The 15,454-nt window shown below is 49.5% G+C and carries 13 protein-coding genes; 5 read left to right on the forward strand and 8 right to left on the reverse strand.

The window, feature by feature from the left end; all coding sequences use genetic code 11:
- Nucleotides 1-40 precede the first annotated feature (40 nt).
- The gene (locus BLU99_RS06060; protein ID WP_091900286.1) at nt 41-775 is read left to right on the forward strand and encodes a head GIN domain-containing protein; all 735 of its coding nucleotides are present in this window, start codon (nt 41-43) and stop codon (nt 773-775) included.
- A gap of 14 nt (nt 776-789) precedes the next feature.
- Nucleotides 790-1,797, forward strand: coding sequence for an acyltransferase family protein (locus BLU99_RS06065; protein WP_091900287.1), 1,008 nt, complete (start codon nt 790-792; stop codon nt 1,795-1,797).
- An 11-nt stretch (nt 1,798-1,808) separates the two neighbouring features.
- On the opposite strand, the gene polA is transcribed toward BLU99_RS06065, so the two are convergent.
- Entirely contained in the window at nt 1,809-4,574 is a 2,766-nt protein-coding gene (gene polA / locus BLU99_RS06070; protein ID WP_091900288.1) for a DNA polymerase I, read from the reverse strand.
- Nucleotides 4,575-4,659: 85 nt separating this feature from the next.
- Between polA and BLU99_RS06075 the strand changes: the two genes are divergently transcribed.
- On the forward strand, nt 4,660-5,637 hold the full coding sequence (locus tag BLU99_RS06075; protein ID WP_091900289.1) for a polyprenyl synthetase family protein: 978 nt from the start codon (nt 4,660-4,662) through the stop codon (nt 5,635-5,637).
- Between the two features lie 88 nt (nt 5,638-5,725).
- On the opposite strand, the gene deoC is transcribed toward BLU99_RS06075, so the two are convergent.
- The 7 genes from deoC to mnmG all read right to left on the reverse strand — a co-directional run bounded on the left by deoC (nt 5,726) and on the right by mnmG (nt 12,508).
- On the reverse strand, nt 5,726-6,661 hold the full coding sequence (gene deoC / locus BLU99_RS06080; protein ID WP_091900290.1) for a deoxyribose-phosphate aldolase: 936 nt from the start codon (nt 6,659-6,661) through the stop codon (nt 5,726-5,728).
- 3 nt (nt 6,662-6,664) lie between these two features.
- Complete coding sequence (locus BLU99_RS06085; RefSeq protein ID WP_091900291.1) at nt 6,665-6,991, reverse strand: nucleotide pyrophosphohydrolase; 327 nt, start codon at nt 6,989-6,991, stop codon at nt 6,665-6,667.
- Nucleotides 6,988-7,236, reverse strand: a complete 249-nt coding sequence (locus BLU99_RS06090) for a hypothetical protein (RefSeq protein ID WP_091900292.1) — start codon at nt 7,234-7,236, stop codon at nt 6,988-6,990. Before BLU99_RS06090 ends, BLU99_RS06085 begins: the two co-directional genes overlap by 4 nt.
- A gap of 3 nt (nt 7,237-7,239) precedes the next feature.
- Nucleotides 7,240-7,692 carry a D-aminoacyl-tRNA deacylase gene (gene dtd / locus BLU99_RS06095; RefSeq protein WP_091900293.1) on the reverse strand — a complete coding sequence of 151 codons (453 nt, stop codon included), beginning with the start codon at nt 7,690-7,692 and terminating at the stop codon, nt 7,240-7,242.
- Between the two features lie 404 nt (nt 7,693-8,096).
- Nucleotides 8,097-9,923, reverse strand: coding sequence for an excinuclease ABC subunit UvrC (gene uvrC / locus BLU99_RS06100; protein ID WP_091900294.1), 1,827 nt, complete (start codon nt 9,921-9,923; stop codon nt 8,097-8,099).
- A gap of 55 nt (nt 9,924-9,978) precedes the next feature.
- Nucleotides 9,979-10,506, reverse strand: coding sequence for an adenine phosphoribosyltransferase (locus BLU99_RS06105; RefSeq protein WP_091900295.1), 528 nt, complete (start codon nt 10,504-10,506; stop codon nt 9,979-9,981).
- Between the two features lie 70 nt (nt 10,507-10,576).
- Entirely contained in the window at nt 10,577-12,508 is a 1,932-nt protein-coding gene (gene mnmG, locus BLU99_RS06110; protein ID WP_091900296.1) for a tRNA uridine-5-carboxymethylaminomethyl(34) synthesis enzyme MnmG, read from the reverse strand.
- Nucleotides 12,509-12,741: 233 nt separating this feature from the next.
- Between mnmG and BLU99_RS06115 the strand changes: the two genes are divergently transcribed.
- Nucleotides 12,742-13,425, forward strand: a complete 684-nt coding sequence (locus BLU99_RS06115; RefSeq protein ID WP_091900297.1) for a succinate dehydrogenase cytochrome b subunit — start codon at nt 12,742-12,744, stop codon at nt 13,423-13,425.
- A gap of 44 nt (nt 13,426-13,469) precedes the next feature.
- Nucleotides 13,470-15,449, forward strand: coding sequence for a fumarate reductase/succinate dehydrogenase flavoprotein subunit (locus BLU99_RS06120; RefSeq protein WP_091900298.1), 1,980 nt, complete (start codon nt 13,470-13,472; stop codon nt 15,447-15,449).
- The last annotated feature ends 5 nt before the right edge of the window (nt 15,450-15,454 follow it).

Below are 15,454 nucleotides of genomic sequence, written 5' to 3' on the forward strand. Positions count from 1 at the left end.
ATCGTCAAACAATCAGAATAACAATCAAATACATAAGATTATGAAGACATCTTTTATAGCAATGTTAGCAGCGCTGACGCTTTCCGTATCATCATGCGGAATAAATATTGGTGGGGGTATAACCAACAGGGTGGAGCCTAGTGAGAATATCGTAAAGGCCAAATATCCGCAATCATCTTTCGACAAGGTCGAAAATCATGCGTTGGGTCATATCCGTATTGTTCAGAGTAACCAGAGTCGTGTGACGCTCTCTGCCCCAGATAACTATATAGACTTATTTGATTTCAAAAATGAGAACGGTAGTCTGGAGATCAGATTCACGAAGAAAAGCGTTAATATTGATGCTCGAGACGTGACTATCATCGTCTATACGCCGACGCTTAGGGAGGTTAAAAACTCTGGTGTCGCTGATGTGCATCTTGATAGTCTTACCACTGACGATTTGGTGATCAGGAACTCTGGTGCAGGCTCTTTCTTCCTGTCGGAGATCAATGCCAAACGGGTTGATGTGACATGCAGTGGCGCAGGAAGTATCTCACTGAATGGTCAGGCTGAGAAGGGTGAATACCTGTGTAGTGGCGTTGGTAGTATCGATGCCAAGGGCATGAAAGCCAGTGTGGTTGATGCGAAAGTCAGTGGAGTAGGGAGCATCGAGTGCTATGCCACCGACTTCATCAAAGGACGCGTAACGGGTATCGGCTCCCTCAGATATGGTGGTCGTCCTGCCGATAGGGATCTTAATAGATCAGGCATCGGTGGTATCAGTGAGATGTAAACTCGCTACGAGGAATGAAACGACTATTTTATCTTGATAATCTGAAAGTATGCCTGACCGTATTGGTCATTTTCCACCATGCAGGTCAGGCATACGGGGATGGTGGCGGCTGGGCATATCAGCCTAGTAATCCTGCTGAGTTTATGCCCTGGATATGGCATTTCTTCTCTACGAATGCCGCCTTTTTCATGGGCTTATATTTCCTCATCTCCGGCTATTTCGTGCCATCCAGCTTCGACAAACAGGGTACAGGACGCTTTGTGAAGAAGAAACTCATGCGACTAGGTATTCCTTGGCTGTTGATGGGTGGTCTGCTTTCTGTGCTGGCAGGCAAACTGGAGACAGGTCATATGTGGTTCGTAGAGAGCCTGCTGTTCTTCTGTCTTCTCTATACAGTAATACGACAGTTTTGCAAGCCTATCGTGGAGCTCTCGTCGAGGCCTGTAATCATGGGTGTGTTGGCTGTGGGTATCTTGATGGGCGTGGGTAGCTATTTCATCCGTCAGGTCAGTCCGCAAGACCATTGGGTATTCTTCATGGGGCTGATTTTTGAACCTGCCCATTACCTGCAGTATATCATGATGTTCTTCCTTGGTGTGCTGGCCCGTCGAGTGGGGTGGTTGGAGAATATGAGCAATCGTACTGGTGTGACAGCCCTTTTGATAGGCCTTGCTCTCGCCCTCGGCAACTACCTCAGGGATGGTGGCTCTTGGAATGGTTTTGTATGGCAGTGGTTTGGCATCTATGAGTCGCTGATGTGCGTCTTTATATCATGTGGTCTGCTCTGGCTGTTCCGTGAGTATGGCAACTGGAACAGTCGTTTCTGGCAGTGGTGTGCCGCTCAGTCGTATGGTGCGTATATCTTCCACATGCTGCTGATGCTGGTCTTGCAGTTCGCCACAGACACTCTTTGGATGGGAGCCTTCGGTAAGTTCATGTTCATCGGCATCGTCAGCACCATCGTCTCGTTCGTCCTCACCTGGTTGGTGCGGATGATTCCTGGCGTCAAAAAAGTGCTTTAGCAATCAGGGCCTTAGTGGGCTTCGAGCCAGTTCTGGCCAAAGCCGGAGTCGGCCACGAGGGGAACGGAGAGGGGGAAGGCTGCCTGCATTTCCTCGAGGACGATGCGCTCCACCTTCTCTTTCTCGTCAGGGTAGACGGAGAAGTTAAGTTCGTCGTGTACCTGTAGGATCATCTTCGAACGGATGCCCTCAGCCTTGAAACGGTTGTGGATGCGGATCATAGCCACCTTGATGATATCTGCCGCCGTGCCCTGAATGGGGGCGTTGATGGCGTTGCGCTCGGCAAAACCACGTACGGTGGCGTTGTGTGAGTTGATATCCGGCAGGTAGCGACGACGGCCGAAGAGGGTGGTGACATAGCCCTTCTGACGGGCTATCTCCTTTGATTTCTCCATATAGTCGTGTACCTGTGGGAAGGTAGCGAAATAGCCGTCTATCAACATCTTTGCCTCGTCGCGTGCGATGTCAAGGCGCTCTGCCAGGCCAAACACGGTGATGCCGTAGATAATGCCGAAGTTGGCACGCTTAGACTTCGTTCGCTCGTCTCGTGTCACCTCGTCGATGGATTTTTTGTAGATGTTAGCCGCTGTGGCCGCATGCAGATCCTTACCCTCGCGGAACACCTCAACCATGTTTTCGTCTTTCGACAGATGTGCCATCACGCGTAGTTCAATCTGTGAGTAGTCTGCAGAAAAGAACAGACAACCTGGTTCTGGGATAAAGGCCTTTCTTATCTCCTTACCGTCTTCACCTCTGATGGGGATATTCTGAAGGTTCGGATCAGAAGAGGAGAGGCGTCCTGTGGCAGTGATTGTCTGATTGAACGAGGTGTGGATATGTCCGGTTTTGGGGTTAATCAGCTTGGGTAGGGCATCGATATAGGTACCAATAAGTTTCTTTAATCCTCTGTGTTCCAAGATGTCGGCCACAATCTCATGCTTATTGCGCAGCTGCTGCAGCACCTCTTCAGAGGTGACATACTGACCAGTCTTGGTCTTCTTGGCCTTCTCCACGATCTTCAGTTTGTCGAAGAGTATCTCACCCACCTGCTTAGGTGAGGCGATGTTAAAGTGCTCGCCAGCGAGCTCGTAGATACGTGCCTCGATCTCGTTCATCCTATTGGTGAAATCCTTTGACGTCTCACGTAGAGAATCTGTATCCAGACAGACACCGTTCATCTCCATCTCAGCGAGTACTGGCATCAGTGGCATCTCAATCTCATAGAATAGTTTCTCGCACTCAAACTTTTTCAGCTCGGGCTCGAGCTTGTTCTTCAGACGGAGGGTGATGTCCGCATCTTCGGCGGCATATTCATAGACTTGAGAGGGTAGGAGGTCACGCATCGATTTCTGGTTCTTGCCCTTAGGTCCAATCAGTTCATCGATATGGATGGTCTGATAGTTCAAGTAAATCTCAGCCATATAGTCCATATTGTGATGGAGCTCAGGTTGGATGAGGTAGTGGGCAATCATCGTGTCCCACATCGGACCAGCTAACTCGATCCCATAGTTTCGCAACACTTCGAGATCGTATTTCAGATTCTGTCCGACTTTCATAATCTTCGGATCCTCATACACCTCTTTGAAGATATTAACAATTCGCAACGCTTCTTCACGATTGGCAGGAATGGGCACGTAAAACGCCTCGAATTCTTTCACGGCGAAGCTTAAACCTACCAATTCGGCTTCGATTGGCGAGGTCGAGGTGGTTTCCGTGTCTAGACTGAGAATTTGTTTTGTCCTAAAAAAGTCACAAAGTTTCCTCAAATCACCCTCATTATCAACGAGTTTGTAGTCGTGAGGAGTCGTTTTAAGCGTGTCAAAACTCGAATTTTCGCTCAGATCCGTCCCGTCGGCGGGAAATTCGCCAAACAGATCGAGTTGACCACTAACTATTTTTTGCGGTTTTTGATTCTTTTTAAGGATTCGGTCTGCCAGACTCTTGAACTCCAGTTCGGTGAAGATCTTGCTCAGTTCTTCCTCGTTGGGCTCGACGAGCTTCAAGGCGTCCATGTTGAGTTCGACAGGAACATCTGTCTTGATGGTTGCGAGGAAGTAACTCATCTTGATATCGCCGACATGCTCCTCCACTTTTTCGCGAAGCTTACCTTTGATCTCCGACGAGCGTGCTATCAGGTTGGTAACACTTCCGAAGTCGTTGATGAGTTTTGCAGCTGTCTTCTCTCCGACACCAGGACAACCAGGAAAGTTATCGGCAGAGTCGCCCATGAGTGCGAGTAGGTCGATCACTTGGAGTGGGGTGGTGATGGCGTATTTCTCCGTGACCTCCTTAGGTCCCATCACCTCATAGCCGCCACCATGACGGGGACGGAAGATCTTCACATGATCGCTTACCAACTGACCATAGTCTTTGTCAGGGGTGAGCATATAAGTATCGATACCGATGGAATCAGCTTTTTTGGCCAGTGTGCCGATGACGTCGTCGGCCTCGTAACCGTCTACCTGTAAGATAGGTATACGATAAGCCTTTAGGATCTCCTTGATGATGGGGACGGCCTTACGGATGTCCTCGGGGGTCTCCTCGCGTTGAGCTTTATACTCTGGAAAAGCCTCGCTGCGGAAGGTAGGACCGTGAGGGTCGAAAGCCACGCCGATATGGGTAGGTTGCTCTTTCTGAAGCACTTCGTTCAGGGTGTTACAGAACCCGATAATCGCCGACGTATTCAGTCCCTTTGAATTGATTCTTGGGTTCTTGATGAAAGCGTAGTACGATCGATATATGAGTGCGTAGGCATCTAAAAGAAACAATTTCTCCATATCTTTGTTTTTTTTCTGCGTAAAATTACTAAAAAATTATCTAATTACCCAATTTTTTCTTATTTTTGTACCAAATTTCAAAACAATGGATTATTTATCAAGGATAAAAACCCCTATTGAAAAGGAATTTGCTGACTTCAGGAATCTTTTTCTTGAAGCGTTGACCCATGAGGATGGTCTGTTGTCGCAGGCCTTAACACATATCAGTCAGCGCTCAGGAAAGCAGATGCGTCCGATGATTACGCTTCTTTCGGCAAAGAACTATGGCGAGATAACTGATGTCACGCTTCGTTCTGCTGTCGCGTTAGAGTTGCTTCATACGGCGAGTCTTACCCATGATGATGTGGTCGACGAGAGTGACGAACGTCGCGGCCAACCTTCCTTGAATGCCGCTTATAATAATAAAGTGTCTGTCTTAGTAGGTGACTATATCCTCTCCACTTGTTTATTGAATGCATCCTTTACTGGCAATCAGAAAATCATACAAAGTCTGTCGAATCTTGGTCGTACCCTTGCTGCTGGCGAGATTCTTCAGTTGCAGAATATTAATAATAAGGATATCTCGGAAGAAGCTTATTATCAGGTAATTGAACAAAAGACAGCTTCGCTCTTCGAAGCTTGTTCTGGCATCGGTGCCTTATCTGTAGGTGCTTCCGAAGAAGATGTGGTGGCGGCCAAGAAATTTGGCAGGAATCTGGGTATGATCTTCCAGATTCGTGATGATATCTTCGATTATTTCGATTCTGATGAGATAGGTAAGCCGACAAGCACGGATATGGCTGAGGGCAAGCTCACGCTGCCTGTGATCTATGCGCTCCAGCATTCGCCTTACGAGTCGATGATGCCTCTGGCCATGAAGGTAAAGGCTGGTACGATCAATGCAGAGGAGATTGCTGTTCTCGTGGAGTTCACGAAAGAATATGGTGGTATCGACTATGCCCAGCGCAAGATGGAAGAGATTGCGCAGGAGGTTAGGGTATATATCGATAGACATGTGAAGGCCCCATCTCTGAAGGATGCCTATACGGCCTATCTGGATTATGCGATCCAACGAAAGCTTTAGATACAATAATTAGATACAATAAAAGGAGGGTTGAGTCCCTCCTTTTATCTTTATAAGCACCTTTGTAAGAGGTCGTTGCTGTCTTTTCCTAGAAGAATTTCGTTTCCTCACCGATTACCTCGCTTAGCAACAGGTTGGCCAGGCGTGATGTGCCCATACGGAACCACTGGTTGGTGAGCCATTTCTCGCCCAGAACCTCTTTCACAATCGTGTAGTAGATCAGTGCATCCATCACGGAGTTAAGGCCGCCAGCAGGCTTAAAACCGATCTGAATGCCCGTTTCATCGTAGTATTCTTTGATGGCTTGACACATCACGTAGGCTGCCTCAGGGGTGGCAGCAGGCTCGAGCTTGCCTGTCGAGGTCTTGATATAGTCGGCACCGCTATACATAGCAAGGATTGAGGCGGTCTTGATGTTCGTAGCCGTCTTCAGACAGCCTGTCTCGAGGATCACCTTCATCTTCTTGTCGCCACAGGCCTCCTTCATCTGCTGTATCTCGTCGCAGACAGTCTCGTAGTCGCCAGAGAGGAAAGAACCCACGGAGAGCACCATATCTATCTCTGTGGCGCCATCTTTCACGGCCAGACTGGTCTCTATCGTCTTCACCTCGATAAGGGCCTGAGATGAAGGGAAAGAGCCGCTGACGCAGGCGATTTCCACACCGTCGACTTCGAGGGTCTCCGATACCACCTTGGCAAAGCGCGGATACACGCAGATGGTGGCCACGTGGGGTAGGTTAGGGTATTGCTCATCGAACTGGTTCACACGTTCTGTGAATGCCAGCACACTCTCATCGGAGTCGGTGGTCTTCAGGGTTGTCAGTTCCACGCTTCCCATCAGGAATTGTTTCACCTCGGGGGTATCGTTCTCGTGTACCTTCTCCGTGATGATCTGTTTCACGGCGGCACGCACCTCCTCATCGGAGACGTTGAGGTTATACTTGCTCAGAGCCTCTTCGATCTGGCTCTTCTGTGGCATCTCCACGTGGTGGTGATGCGCATGGTCATGATGTTGTTCTGCCATAGTCTATGCCATTAATTTTTTGTTATGTATATGTCGTAGTGAGTCACGTTGCGTCTTCTTGTCTATCGATTTCTTCAGTTCTTCTGTGAGGTCTACACCCGTTTGGTTGGCCAGGCAGATGAGTACCCAAAGTACATCGGCCATCTCCTCGCCGAGGTTGTCTTTCTCACCCTCTTTGAAGCTCTGGTCACCGTATTTGCGGGCTATCACACGGGCCAGTTCGCCCACTTCCTCCGTCAGCACTGCCATATTCGTCAGTTCCGAGAAATAACGAACTCCATATTCCTTGATCCAGCGATCCACCAGTTCCTGCGCCTCTTTGATAGTCATCTTGTTCTCAGCATTTGGAAGAATAGTATCAATATTGTAAGAAGTATAATCCAGATATACTGCTTATTCTCACGCTCGTATTCCTTCCAGTGGAAGGCTTTGTAGAGGAAGATGGCGAGTAGCAGTAGCAGTCCTAATCCACACGGCCATACACCATATTGGATGCCTTTGATATAGGATAGTCCAACGCCAATGGCGGCTAGGACGACTCCTGAAATCTCTATTTCTCTCAGATATTTTCTCATGACTTATTCTTTGTTTTTGGTATCCATACAGATAGTGACTGGTCCATCGTTGAGCAGTTCCACCTTCATGTCTGCTCCGAACTCACCTGTGCCAACGGGCTTGCCTATCGCTTCGGAGAGTTGTGCGCAGAAGGCCTCGTAGAGTGGGATAGAGTGTTCGTGGGAGCCGGCGCGGAACCAACTGGGACGATTGCCTTTCTTGTAACTAGCGAAAAGCGTGAACTGACTCACGACGAGTGCCTCACCCCCGATATCGAGGACAGAGCGGTTCATCACTCCGTTTTCATCATCAAACACACGCAGGTTGGCGATTTTCTTCACCAGCCAGTCTACATCGTCCCTCTCGTCGTCGTCGCAGATGCCTATCAGGATGAGCAATCCCCATCCGATGGCCGATTTGACCTCACCGTCGATCGTGACACTTGCCTGACTGACTCTCTGTATAACTGCTCTCATAGAGCGCAAAGTTACGAAATAATATCGATAAAACCAAATTTACATCGATGTAAATCAACCTTATAAGGCCTTATCGGGCCTTATCAAACTTAATATCTAATCAGCAGATTCTGTTCTCTGGAGTAAATAATTTTAATCATACATTCGTGTGTTGTAATTGCCCCTTGTTTTAGGCACTTTTAGTGCACTTGGGGTTTCCTCCAGGGAAAGCCTGACTTTCCTCCGAGGAAACTCTCACTTTCCTCCGGACAGACTGAGACTTTATAGGAAGGTATATGTATTGTTGTTCCTTAAATATAGTGTTTTGTCAGGATATTTTGATATATTACCTCGTGCCGTATTAGATGAACAGGGTTGCCGAATAGACGATAGACAAGTAGATACAAGGTTTTTCCGTACTATAATTATCTTTGGTGGAAATAGTCGTAGATCGTCTGTGCTTTTGAGGGCCCAATGATGGCCGAGAGACTATCGAGACTGGCCTCGCGTATCTTCTTGACTGATTTAAGGCTATTTAGAAGCTCGTCACGCGTTTTCGGACCGATACCCTTGATGTTGTCCAGCTCAGACTGTAAGGCGCGCTTAGAACGCTTGTCTCGATGGAACTGGATGGCGAAGCGATGCACCTCGTCTTGTATCTGTGTGAGTACGTGGAAGAGTTCGCTGTCTGTTTTTAGGGCCACGCTGAGCGGCGGGAAGCCGTAGAGCAGTTCGTTGGTACGGTGACGGTCGTTCTTGGCCAGTCCTGCAATGGGGATATCGAGATCCAGCTCGTCTTGTATCACCTGTCTGATGACCTCCATCTGCCCTTTTCCGCCATCAGCGATGATGAGGTCGGGTAGGGGTTGTTCTTCCTCCATCAGTCGTGTGTAGCGACGATGAACCACTTCTTTCATCGAGGCATAGTCGTCAGGTCCTGTGACGGTCTTGATGTTATAGTGTTTATAGTCGCGCTTCGAGGGTTTCATCTTCTTGAAAACCACACAGGCTGCCACAGCGTCTGTACCAGAGATATTGGAGTTGTCGAAGCACTCTATCTGGAAGGGTAGTTTTGGTAGGTGGAGTTTGTCCTGGAGTTCCTTCATCAGACGCGTCTGTTTCTGTTCCGGATTGAGTTTCTCGGCTTGTTTCAGACGGTCGAACTTATACTGTTTGCCGTTCATGATGGAGAGGTCGAGCAAGGTCTTCTTGTCGCCACGCTGAGGGATGGTGAAGGTGATACCTTCGAGCACCATGTCGAGCTCTTGAGGAACGATGATCTCCTTTGAATGGCTCTTGAAACGCTCGCGCAGTTCAACGATACCCAACTGCAGCAGTTCATTGTCTGTCTCGTTGAGTTTCTTCTTGTATTCGATGGTAAAGCTCTGGTTGATGCTGCCGTTTGATACGTGGATATAGTTGATGAAGGCCATCTTTTCGTCGCTGGTGATGGAGAAGACGTCGACGTTGTCGATGGTATGACTGACCACCTCGCTCTTGCTGACGAAGGTGTCGAGGGCGATGTATTTCCGTTTCACCTCCTCCGCCTCCTCGAAACGGAGTTCGTCGGAGAGTTGCAGCATCTCGTCTCTGAGCTCTTTGAGCATCTGGCGGGTGTTACCCTTGAGGATTTCGCGTGCCTGTTGGATGCCTCTCTGGTAGTCCTCATACGACTGCTTTCCTATGCATGGCCCCATACATCTCTTGATGTGGTAGTCGAGACATACCTTGTATTTGCCTGTCTCTACACCCTCTTTGGTGATGGGCTGACGACAGGTACGTGGGTGGTATAGTTCCTTGATGAGGTCAAGGATGGCATACATGCTTGCGACATGAGAGTAAGGACCGTAGTAAGTGCCCCATTTTTTGTTGATGGTGCGTGTCTTGAAGATACGGGGGAAATGCTCGTTGGTGACACAGATACTGGGGTAGGTCTTGCCGTCCTTCAGCAACACATTGTATCTCGGGTTATATTTCTTGATGAGCGAGTTCTCCAAGAGAAGGGCGTCCTCCTCTGTATTTACGACCGTATAGCTGATGTCATGGATCTTAGAGACGAGTACCTTGGTCTTGAAGCGGTCCACCTCCGTGTGGAAGTAAGACGAGACCCTTGCTTTGAGGTTCTTCGCCTTCCCCACATAGATGATGGTCTTTGTATCGTCATAGAACTGGTAGCTGCCAGGCTTGTCAGGCAGTCTGCTGACAATACTCTTCAGGTGGGCTAACCGTTTCTCGTTCTCTTCTTTCGTCATCTCGCTGGCGCCTGTTTATGAATACTTTGGAAGATTTTGTTTCACGTGAAACACGTTAGAGTGTCACGAGGGTTGTAAGGTCGATGCCTTTGAAGAGGTCGCGCCCATGCAGTCCCTCGTCTGTGATCTCAATGATGAAGTTCACATAGACCTTCTTAGGGTGGAAGTGCTGCACAAGTCTGTAAGCTGCCATGGCTGTTCCTCCTGTGGCCAACAGGTCGTCGTGAATGAGTACAACGTCGTTCTCGTCGATGGAGTCGATGTGCATCTCGATGGTATCGACACCGTATTCCTTGGAAAACGACTCTTTGATCGCTGTAGCAGGTAATTTGCCTGGCTTGCGTGCCAAGACAATGCCGCAACCCAATCTGGCGGCCAGGGCAGATGCCATCACGAAACCACGACTCTCGATGCCTACGATCTTGGTGATGCCTTTGTCCTTGTAGAGCTCCTCCATCTCGTTGAGCATAATCTGTACGCACTCGGCACTCTTATAAAGGGTGGTCACGTCGCGGAAATTGATACCCTTCTTTGGGAAGTCGGGTATACATCGCAAATTGTCAATCAAAACTTTGTTGTTCATAATCAGTATGTTATATTTGTTTCTTTTTGCTTTTGTTTCACGTGAAACACGGGTGTGATAGGCAAGAGAATTACCTCCCCATGAGCACAAGTAAGACGTTGATGTCGCTTGGGGAGACGCCAGGAATACGACTGGCCTGTGCCAATGTCTCAGGTTGGATGCGCGTCAACTTCTGACGAGCCTCTGTCGAGAGCGACTGTATGTCCTCGTAGTTGAAATGGCCTTTAATCTTGATATTCTCCAAGCGATGCATTTTCTCTGCTACCATTCGCTCGCGTTCGATATATCCTTTATATTTCATTCGTACCTCTGCGGCCTCTGCGATCTCTTCTTTTCGATTGATTGGTCGATTCAGGACTTCCTTTAGTTGTGGGATAATGTCCGACAGATTGGAGAGGTTGAGCTGGGGGCGCCCCACAAGGTCAATCAGCTTACAGCCGTACTGGAGTGGGGTGGTGCCAAGCGCCTCGAGGGCCGAATTGATGAGTTTCGGTTTAATCGCGAAGGACTGACAGAATTCTTCGATTTCTTCGATAGCCTGTTTTTTCTCCATCCACCAATCGTAACGTTCTCTTTTGGCGAGCCCCAGCTCGTAGGCCTTTTCTGTCAGACGGGCATCGGCGTCGTCTTGTCTCAGCAGGATTCTGTATTCGGCCCTCGACGTGAACATACGATAGGGCTCGTCGACACCTTTTGTCACCAGGTCGTCGATGAGAACGCCGATATAAGCTTCGTCGCGATGAAGTACGAACTGTGTCGTGCTTGTTGCTGCGCCACGACACTCTGCTGCTCCTGCCTTCAGCGCAGCGTTAGCTCCTGCCAGTGTTCCCTGACCTCCAGCCTCTTCATAGCCTGTTGTACCATTGACCTGTCCAGCGAAGAACAGGTTCTCGATAATCTTCGATTCCAGCGAGTGATTGAGTTGGGTGGGGTCGAAGAAATCGTATTCGATGGCATAACCAGGGCGATACACCTTCAGGTCTCTGAAAGCAGGAATCTTCTTCAGTGCTTGGATCTGTACGTCCATCGGCAATGACGAGGAGAAACCGTTCAGATACATCTCGTTGGTGTCTTCTCCCTCCGGCTCGAGAAACAACGGGTGCTTCTCGCGATCTGGGAAGGTCATGAGCTTGGTCTCGATGGAAGGGCAGTAGCGCGGACCTATCGATTGGATCTGTCCGTTATAGAGCGGAGAGTCTGCCAGTCCGCTGCGCAACACCTCATGTACCTCTGCGTTCGTGTTGCAAGTCCAGCAAGGTAGTTGTTTCAAGGCACCGCCCTTGTTCATATAACTGAACTGATAGGGTTTGTTTTCGCCTGGTTGAATCTCCATTTCATCGAAGTGAACAGAGCGCTTGTCGATACGTACTGGGGTTCCTGTCTTCATGCGGGCAGTCGTGACGCCGTGGCGGGTGATGCTCTCCGTGAAGTGGGGCACGGCAGGTTCTGCAACACGACCTCCAGCCACCATCTTCCGTCCAATGTGCATCAGCCCGTTGAGGAAGGTGCCAGCAGTGATCACCACACATCTTGCATAGAGTTCTGCGCCCCAGATGGTGCGCACGCCGATGGCCCTGACAGTAACGTGACCGTTATCGTCAAGTTGTCCTGTCTCTTCTACAAGCAGTTCATCGGCTTGGTCTTGCCAGACGTCGAGATTTTCGGTTTCATCGAGATGTCTGCGCCATTCCCAGATGAACTTCCCACGGTCGCACTGGGCACGGGGGCTCCACATGGCGGGTCCCTTTCCTACGTTGAGCATACGGAACTGGATGGAGGTGGCATCTGTCACCAGTCCCATCTGTCCGCCGAGTGCATCGATCTCGCGCACGATCTGGCCTTTGGCAATACCGCCGATGGCAGGGTTGCACGACATCTGTGCAATCTTGTTCATGTCCATGGTTATCAGACAGGTCTTGGCCCCCATGTTGGCACTGGCACAGGCCGCCTCGCAGCCTGCATGTCCTCCTCCAATCACCAGAACATCATACTTGAATTTCATTTGCTGTTTCCTAATTTTCCGCAAAAGTAAGCATAAAAATCGGATTTTTGGTGCATTTTTACCCGAAAAAACTTTGAATTATCATTAAATTATAGTAACTTTGCGCTCTAAAGTAAAAACGAAATACCTATAATAAGGTATAAGAAGACCTTCTTGACATAAGAGACTGAGATTATAATGTAAATTATCAAGAAAAAATACAATTTTAATAAATTATTAAATTTCAACAACTTATGTGGTTAATCAATTCATCAATTGGTAGAAAAGTTGTAATGTCTGTGACGGGCATTGCGCTCATCCTGTTTTTGACCTTCCATGGTTGCATGAACGTGGTAGCGCTGTTCTCGGAAGAGGGATACAACATGATTTGCGAATTCCTGGGTGCCAACTGGTATGCTGTTGTAGCAACGCTTGGTCTGGCTGCTCTGGCAGTGATTCACATTGTCTACGCTTTCATCCTGACGGCGCAGAACCGTAAGGCCCGCGGAGACAATCGCTATGAAGTGGCAACAACAGTGAATGCAGGTAAGGTGGAGTGGGCTTCCAAGAACATGCTCGTGTTGGGTCTGATCATCGTGATTGGCCTGCTGCTGCACCTGTACAACTTCTGGTACAACATGATGTTCGCCGAGCTGGTGGGCACATACCAGCAGATCGATCCTGCCGATGGTTTTGCATGGATTAAGGAGACATTCGCTAATCCTGTATTTGTAGTTCTGTACATCGTTTGGTTCGTGGCAATCTGGTTCCACCTCACACACGGCTTCTGGTCAGCCCTTCAGACACTTGGATGGAGTGGTAAGACATGGCTCTGCCGTTGGAAGGTGATCGGCTTCATCTATGTGACCCTGCTGATGATCTGTTTCCTGATTGTTGTTCTGGCTTTCGCATTCAAGTGCGCTCCGAGCCTCTGCTAAACTTTAATTATTTATTTTTTCAATCTTAAATTTTGAAAAAGATTATGGCAAAAGTATTAGATTCTAAGATTCCCGCAGGTCCAGTACCTGAGAAATGGAAGGAATATAAGGCTCATCAGCGTCTCGTCAACCCGAAGAATAAGCTGAAGCTCGACGTGATCGTGGTTGGTACCGGTCTGGCTGGTGCCTCTGCAGCCGCTTCACTCGGTGAGATGGGCTTCAATGTGATTAACCTATGTATCCAGGACTCTCCCCGTCGCGCTCACTCAATCGCTGCCCAGGGTGGTATCAACGCCGCCAAGTGCTATCAGAACGATGGTGACTCTGTCTATCGTCTGTTCTACGACACCGTGAAGGGTGGTGACTATCGTGCTCGCGAGGCCAACGTGTATCGTCTGGCTGAGGTTTCAAACAATATTATCGACCAGTGCGTGGCTCAGGGTGTTCCCTTCGCTCGTGAGTACGGTGGTATGCTGGCCAACCGTTCATTTGGTGGTGCTCAGGTGTCTCGTACATTCTATGCCAAGGGTCAGACGGGTCAGCAGCTGCTGTTGGGCGCCTACTCTTCACTGAGCTGTCAGGTTCAGGCTGGTAAGGTGAAGCTCTACACCCGTTACGAGATGGAGGATGTGGTGATTGTCGACGGCCGTGCCCGTGGTATCATCGCCAAGAACCTCGTTACTGGTGAGCTGGAGCGTTTCAGCGCCAATGCCGTCGTTATCGCTACTGGTGGTTACGGAAACACCTACTTCCTCTCTACCAACGCTATGGGTTGTAACTGCACCGCTGCCGTTCAGTGCTATCGTAAGGGTGCCATGTTCGCCAACCCTTCATATGTTCAGATTCACCCCACCTGTATCCCCGTCCATGGTGACAAGCAGTCTAAGCTGACGCTGATGTCTGAGTCGCTGCGTAATGACGGTCGTATCTGGGTGCCGAAGAATATTGAGGATGCCAAGGCTCTGCAGGCTGGTACCAAGCAGGGTTGGGAGATTCCTGAGGAGGACCGCGATTACTATCTGGAGCGCCGTTATCCTGCCTTCGGAAACCTCGTACCTCGCGACGTGGCCTCTCGTGCTGCTAAGGAGCGCTGTGACAAGGGCTTCGGCGTGAACAACACGGGTCTGGCTGTGTTCCTCGACTTCTCTGAGTCTATCAACCGTCTGGGTATCGACGTGATCATGCAGCGTTATGGTAACCTCTTCGAGATGTATGAGGAGATCACCGACGTGTTCCCTGGCGATGTGGCCAACGAGATTAACGGTGTGAAGTACTACAAGCCGATGATGATCTATCCCGCTATCCACTACACCATGGGTGGTATCTGGGTAGACTACGAGCTGCAGACCACCATCCCGGGCCTGTTCGCTATCGGTGAGTGTAACTTCTCTGACCACGGTGCTAACCGTCTGGGTGCTTCTGCGCTGATGCAGGGTCTGGCCGATGGTTACTTCGTGCTGCCTTACACCATCCAGAACTACCTGGCCGACCAGTCTATCTGGGGCAAGGTTTCTACCGATCTGCCTGAGTTCGAGGAGGCCGAGAAGGGCGTTGCTGCCGAGATCGACCGTCTGATGAACATCAAGGGTAAGCGCTCTGTCGACTCTATCCACAAGGAGCTGGGTCACATCATGTGGGAGTATGTAGGTATGGGTCGCACCGCTGAGGGCCTGAAGGAAGGTCTGAAGAAGATGCACGAGCTCGAGAAGGAGTTCGATACCAACCTCTTTGTTCCTGGCACGAAGGAAGGCCTGAATGTCGAGCTCGACAAGGCTATCCACCTGCGCGACTTCTTCACCATGGGTCAGCTTGTGGCCTTCGACGCTCTCTCTCGTAACGAGTCCTGCGGTGGTCACTTCCGCGAGGAGTACCAGACCGAGGAAGGCGAGGCTAAGCGCGACGACGAGAACTACTTCTATGTAGGCTGCTGGGAGTATAAAGGCAAGGGCGTGGAGCCTGAGCTCTCTAAGGAGCCGCTGGAGTATGAGGCAATCAAGGTACAAACCCGTAACTATAAGAACTAAGTAAG

Origin of the sequence: Prevotella sp. lc2012, assembly GCF_900107065.1 — a bacterium.
Classification (GTDB): domain Bacteria; phylum Bacteroidota; class Bacteroidia; order Bacteroidales; family Bacteroidaceae; genus Prevotella.

What these genes read in the sequence shown, in the direction of transcription:
- BLU99_RS06060 (WP_091900286.1), top strand. Translation starts at nt 41, where the DNA reads ATGAAGACATCTTTTATAGCAATGTTAGCAGCGCTGACGCTTTCCGTA.
- BLU99_RS06065 (WP_091900287.1), top strand. Translation starts at nt 790, where the DNA reads ATGAAACGACTATTTTATCTTGATAATCTGAAAGTATGCCTGACCGTA.
- polA (WP_091900288.1), bottom strand. Translation starts at nt 4,574, where the DNA reads ATGGAGAAATTGTTTCTTTTAGATGCCTACGCACTCATATATCGATCG.
- BLU99_RS06075 (WP_091900289.1), top strand. Translation starts at nt 4,660, where the DNA reads ATGGATTATTTATCAAGGATAAAAACCCCTATTGAAAAGGAATTTGCT.
- deoC (WP_091900290.1), bottom strand. Translation starts at nt 6,661, where the DNA reads ATGGCAGAACAACATCATGACCATGCGCATCACCACCACGTGGAGATG.
- BLU99_RS06085 (WP_091900291.1), bottom strand. Translation starts at nt 6,991, where the DNA reads ATGACTATCAAAGAGGCGCAGGAACTGGTGGATCGCTGGATCAAGGAA.
- BLU99_RS06090 (WP_091900292.1), bottom strand. Translation starts at nt 7,236, where the DNA reads ATGAGAAAATATCTGAGAGAAATAGAGATTTCAGGAGTCGTCCTAGCC.
- dtd (WP_091900293.1), bottom strand. Translation starts at nt 7,692, where the DNA reads ATGAGAGCAGTTATACAGAGAGTCAGTCAGGCAAGTGTCACGATCGAC.
- uvrC (WP_091900294.1), bottom strand. Translation starts at nt 9,923, where the DNA reads ATGACGAAAGAAGAGAACGAGAAACGGTTAGCCCACCTGAAGAGTATT.
- BLU99_RS06105 (WP_091900295.1), bottom strand. Translation starts at nt 10,506, where the DNA reads ATGAACAACAAAGTTTTGATTGACAATTTGCGATGTATACCCGACTTC.
- mnmG (WP_091900296.1), bottom strand. Translation starts at nt 12,508, where the DNA reads ATGAAATTCAAGTATGATGTTCTGGTGATTGGAGGAGGACATGCAGGC.
- BLU99_RS06115 (WP_091900297.1), top strand. Translation starts at nt 12,742, where the DNA reads ATGTGGTTAATCAATTCATCAATTGGTAGAAAAGTTGTAATGTCTGTG.
- BLU99_RS06120 (WP_091900298.1), top strand. Translation starts at nt 13,470, where the DNA reads ATGGCAAAAGTATTAGATTCTAAGATTCCCGCAGGTCCAGTACCTGAG.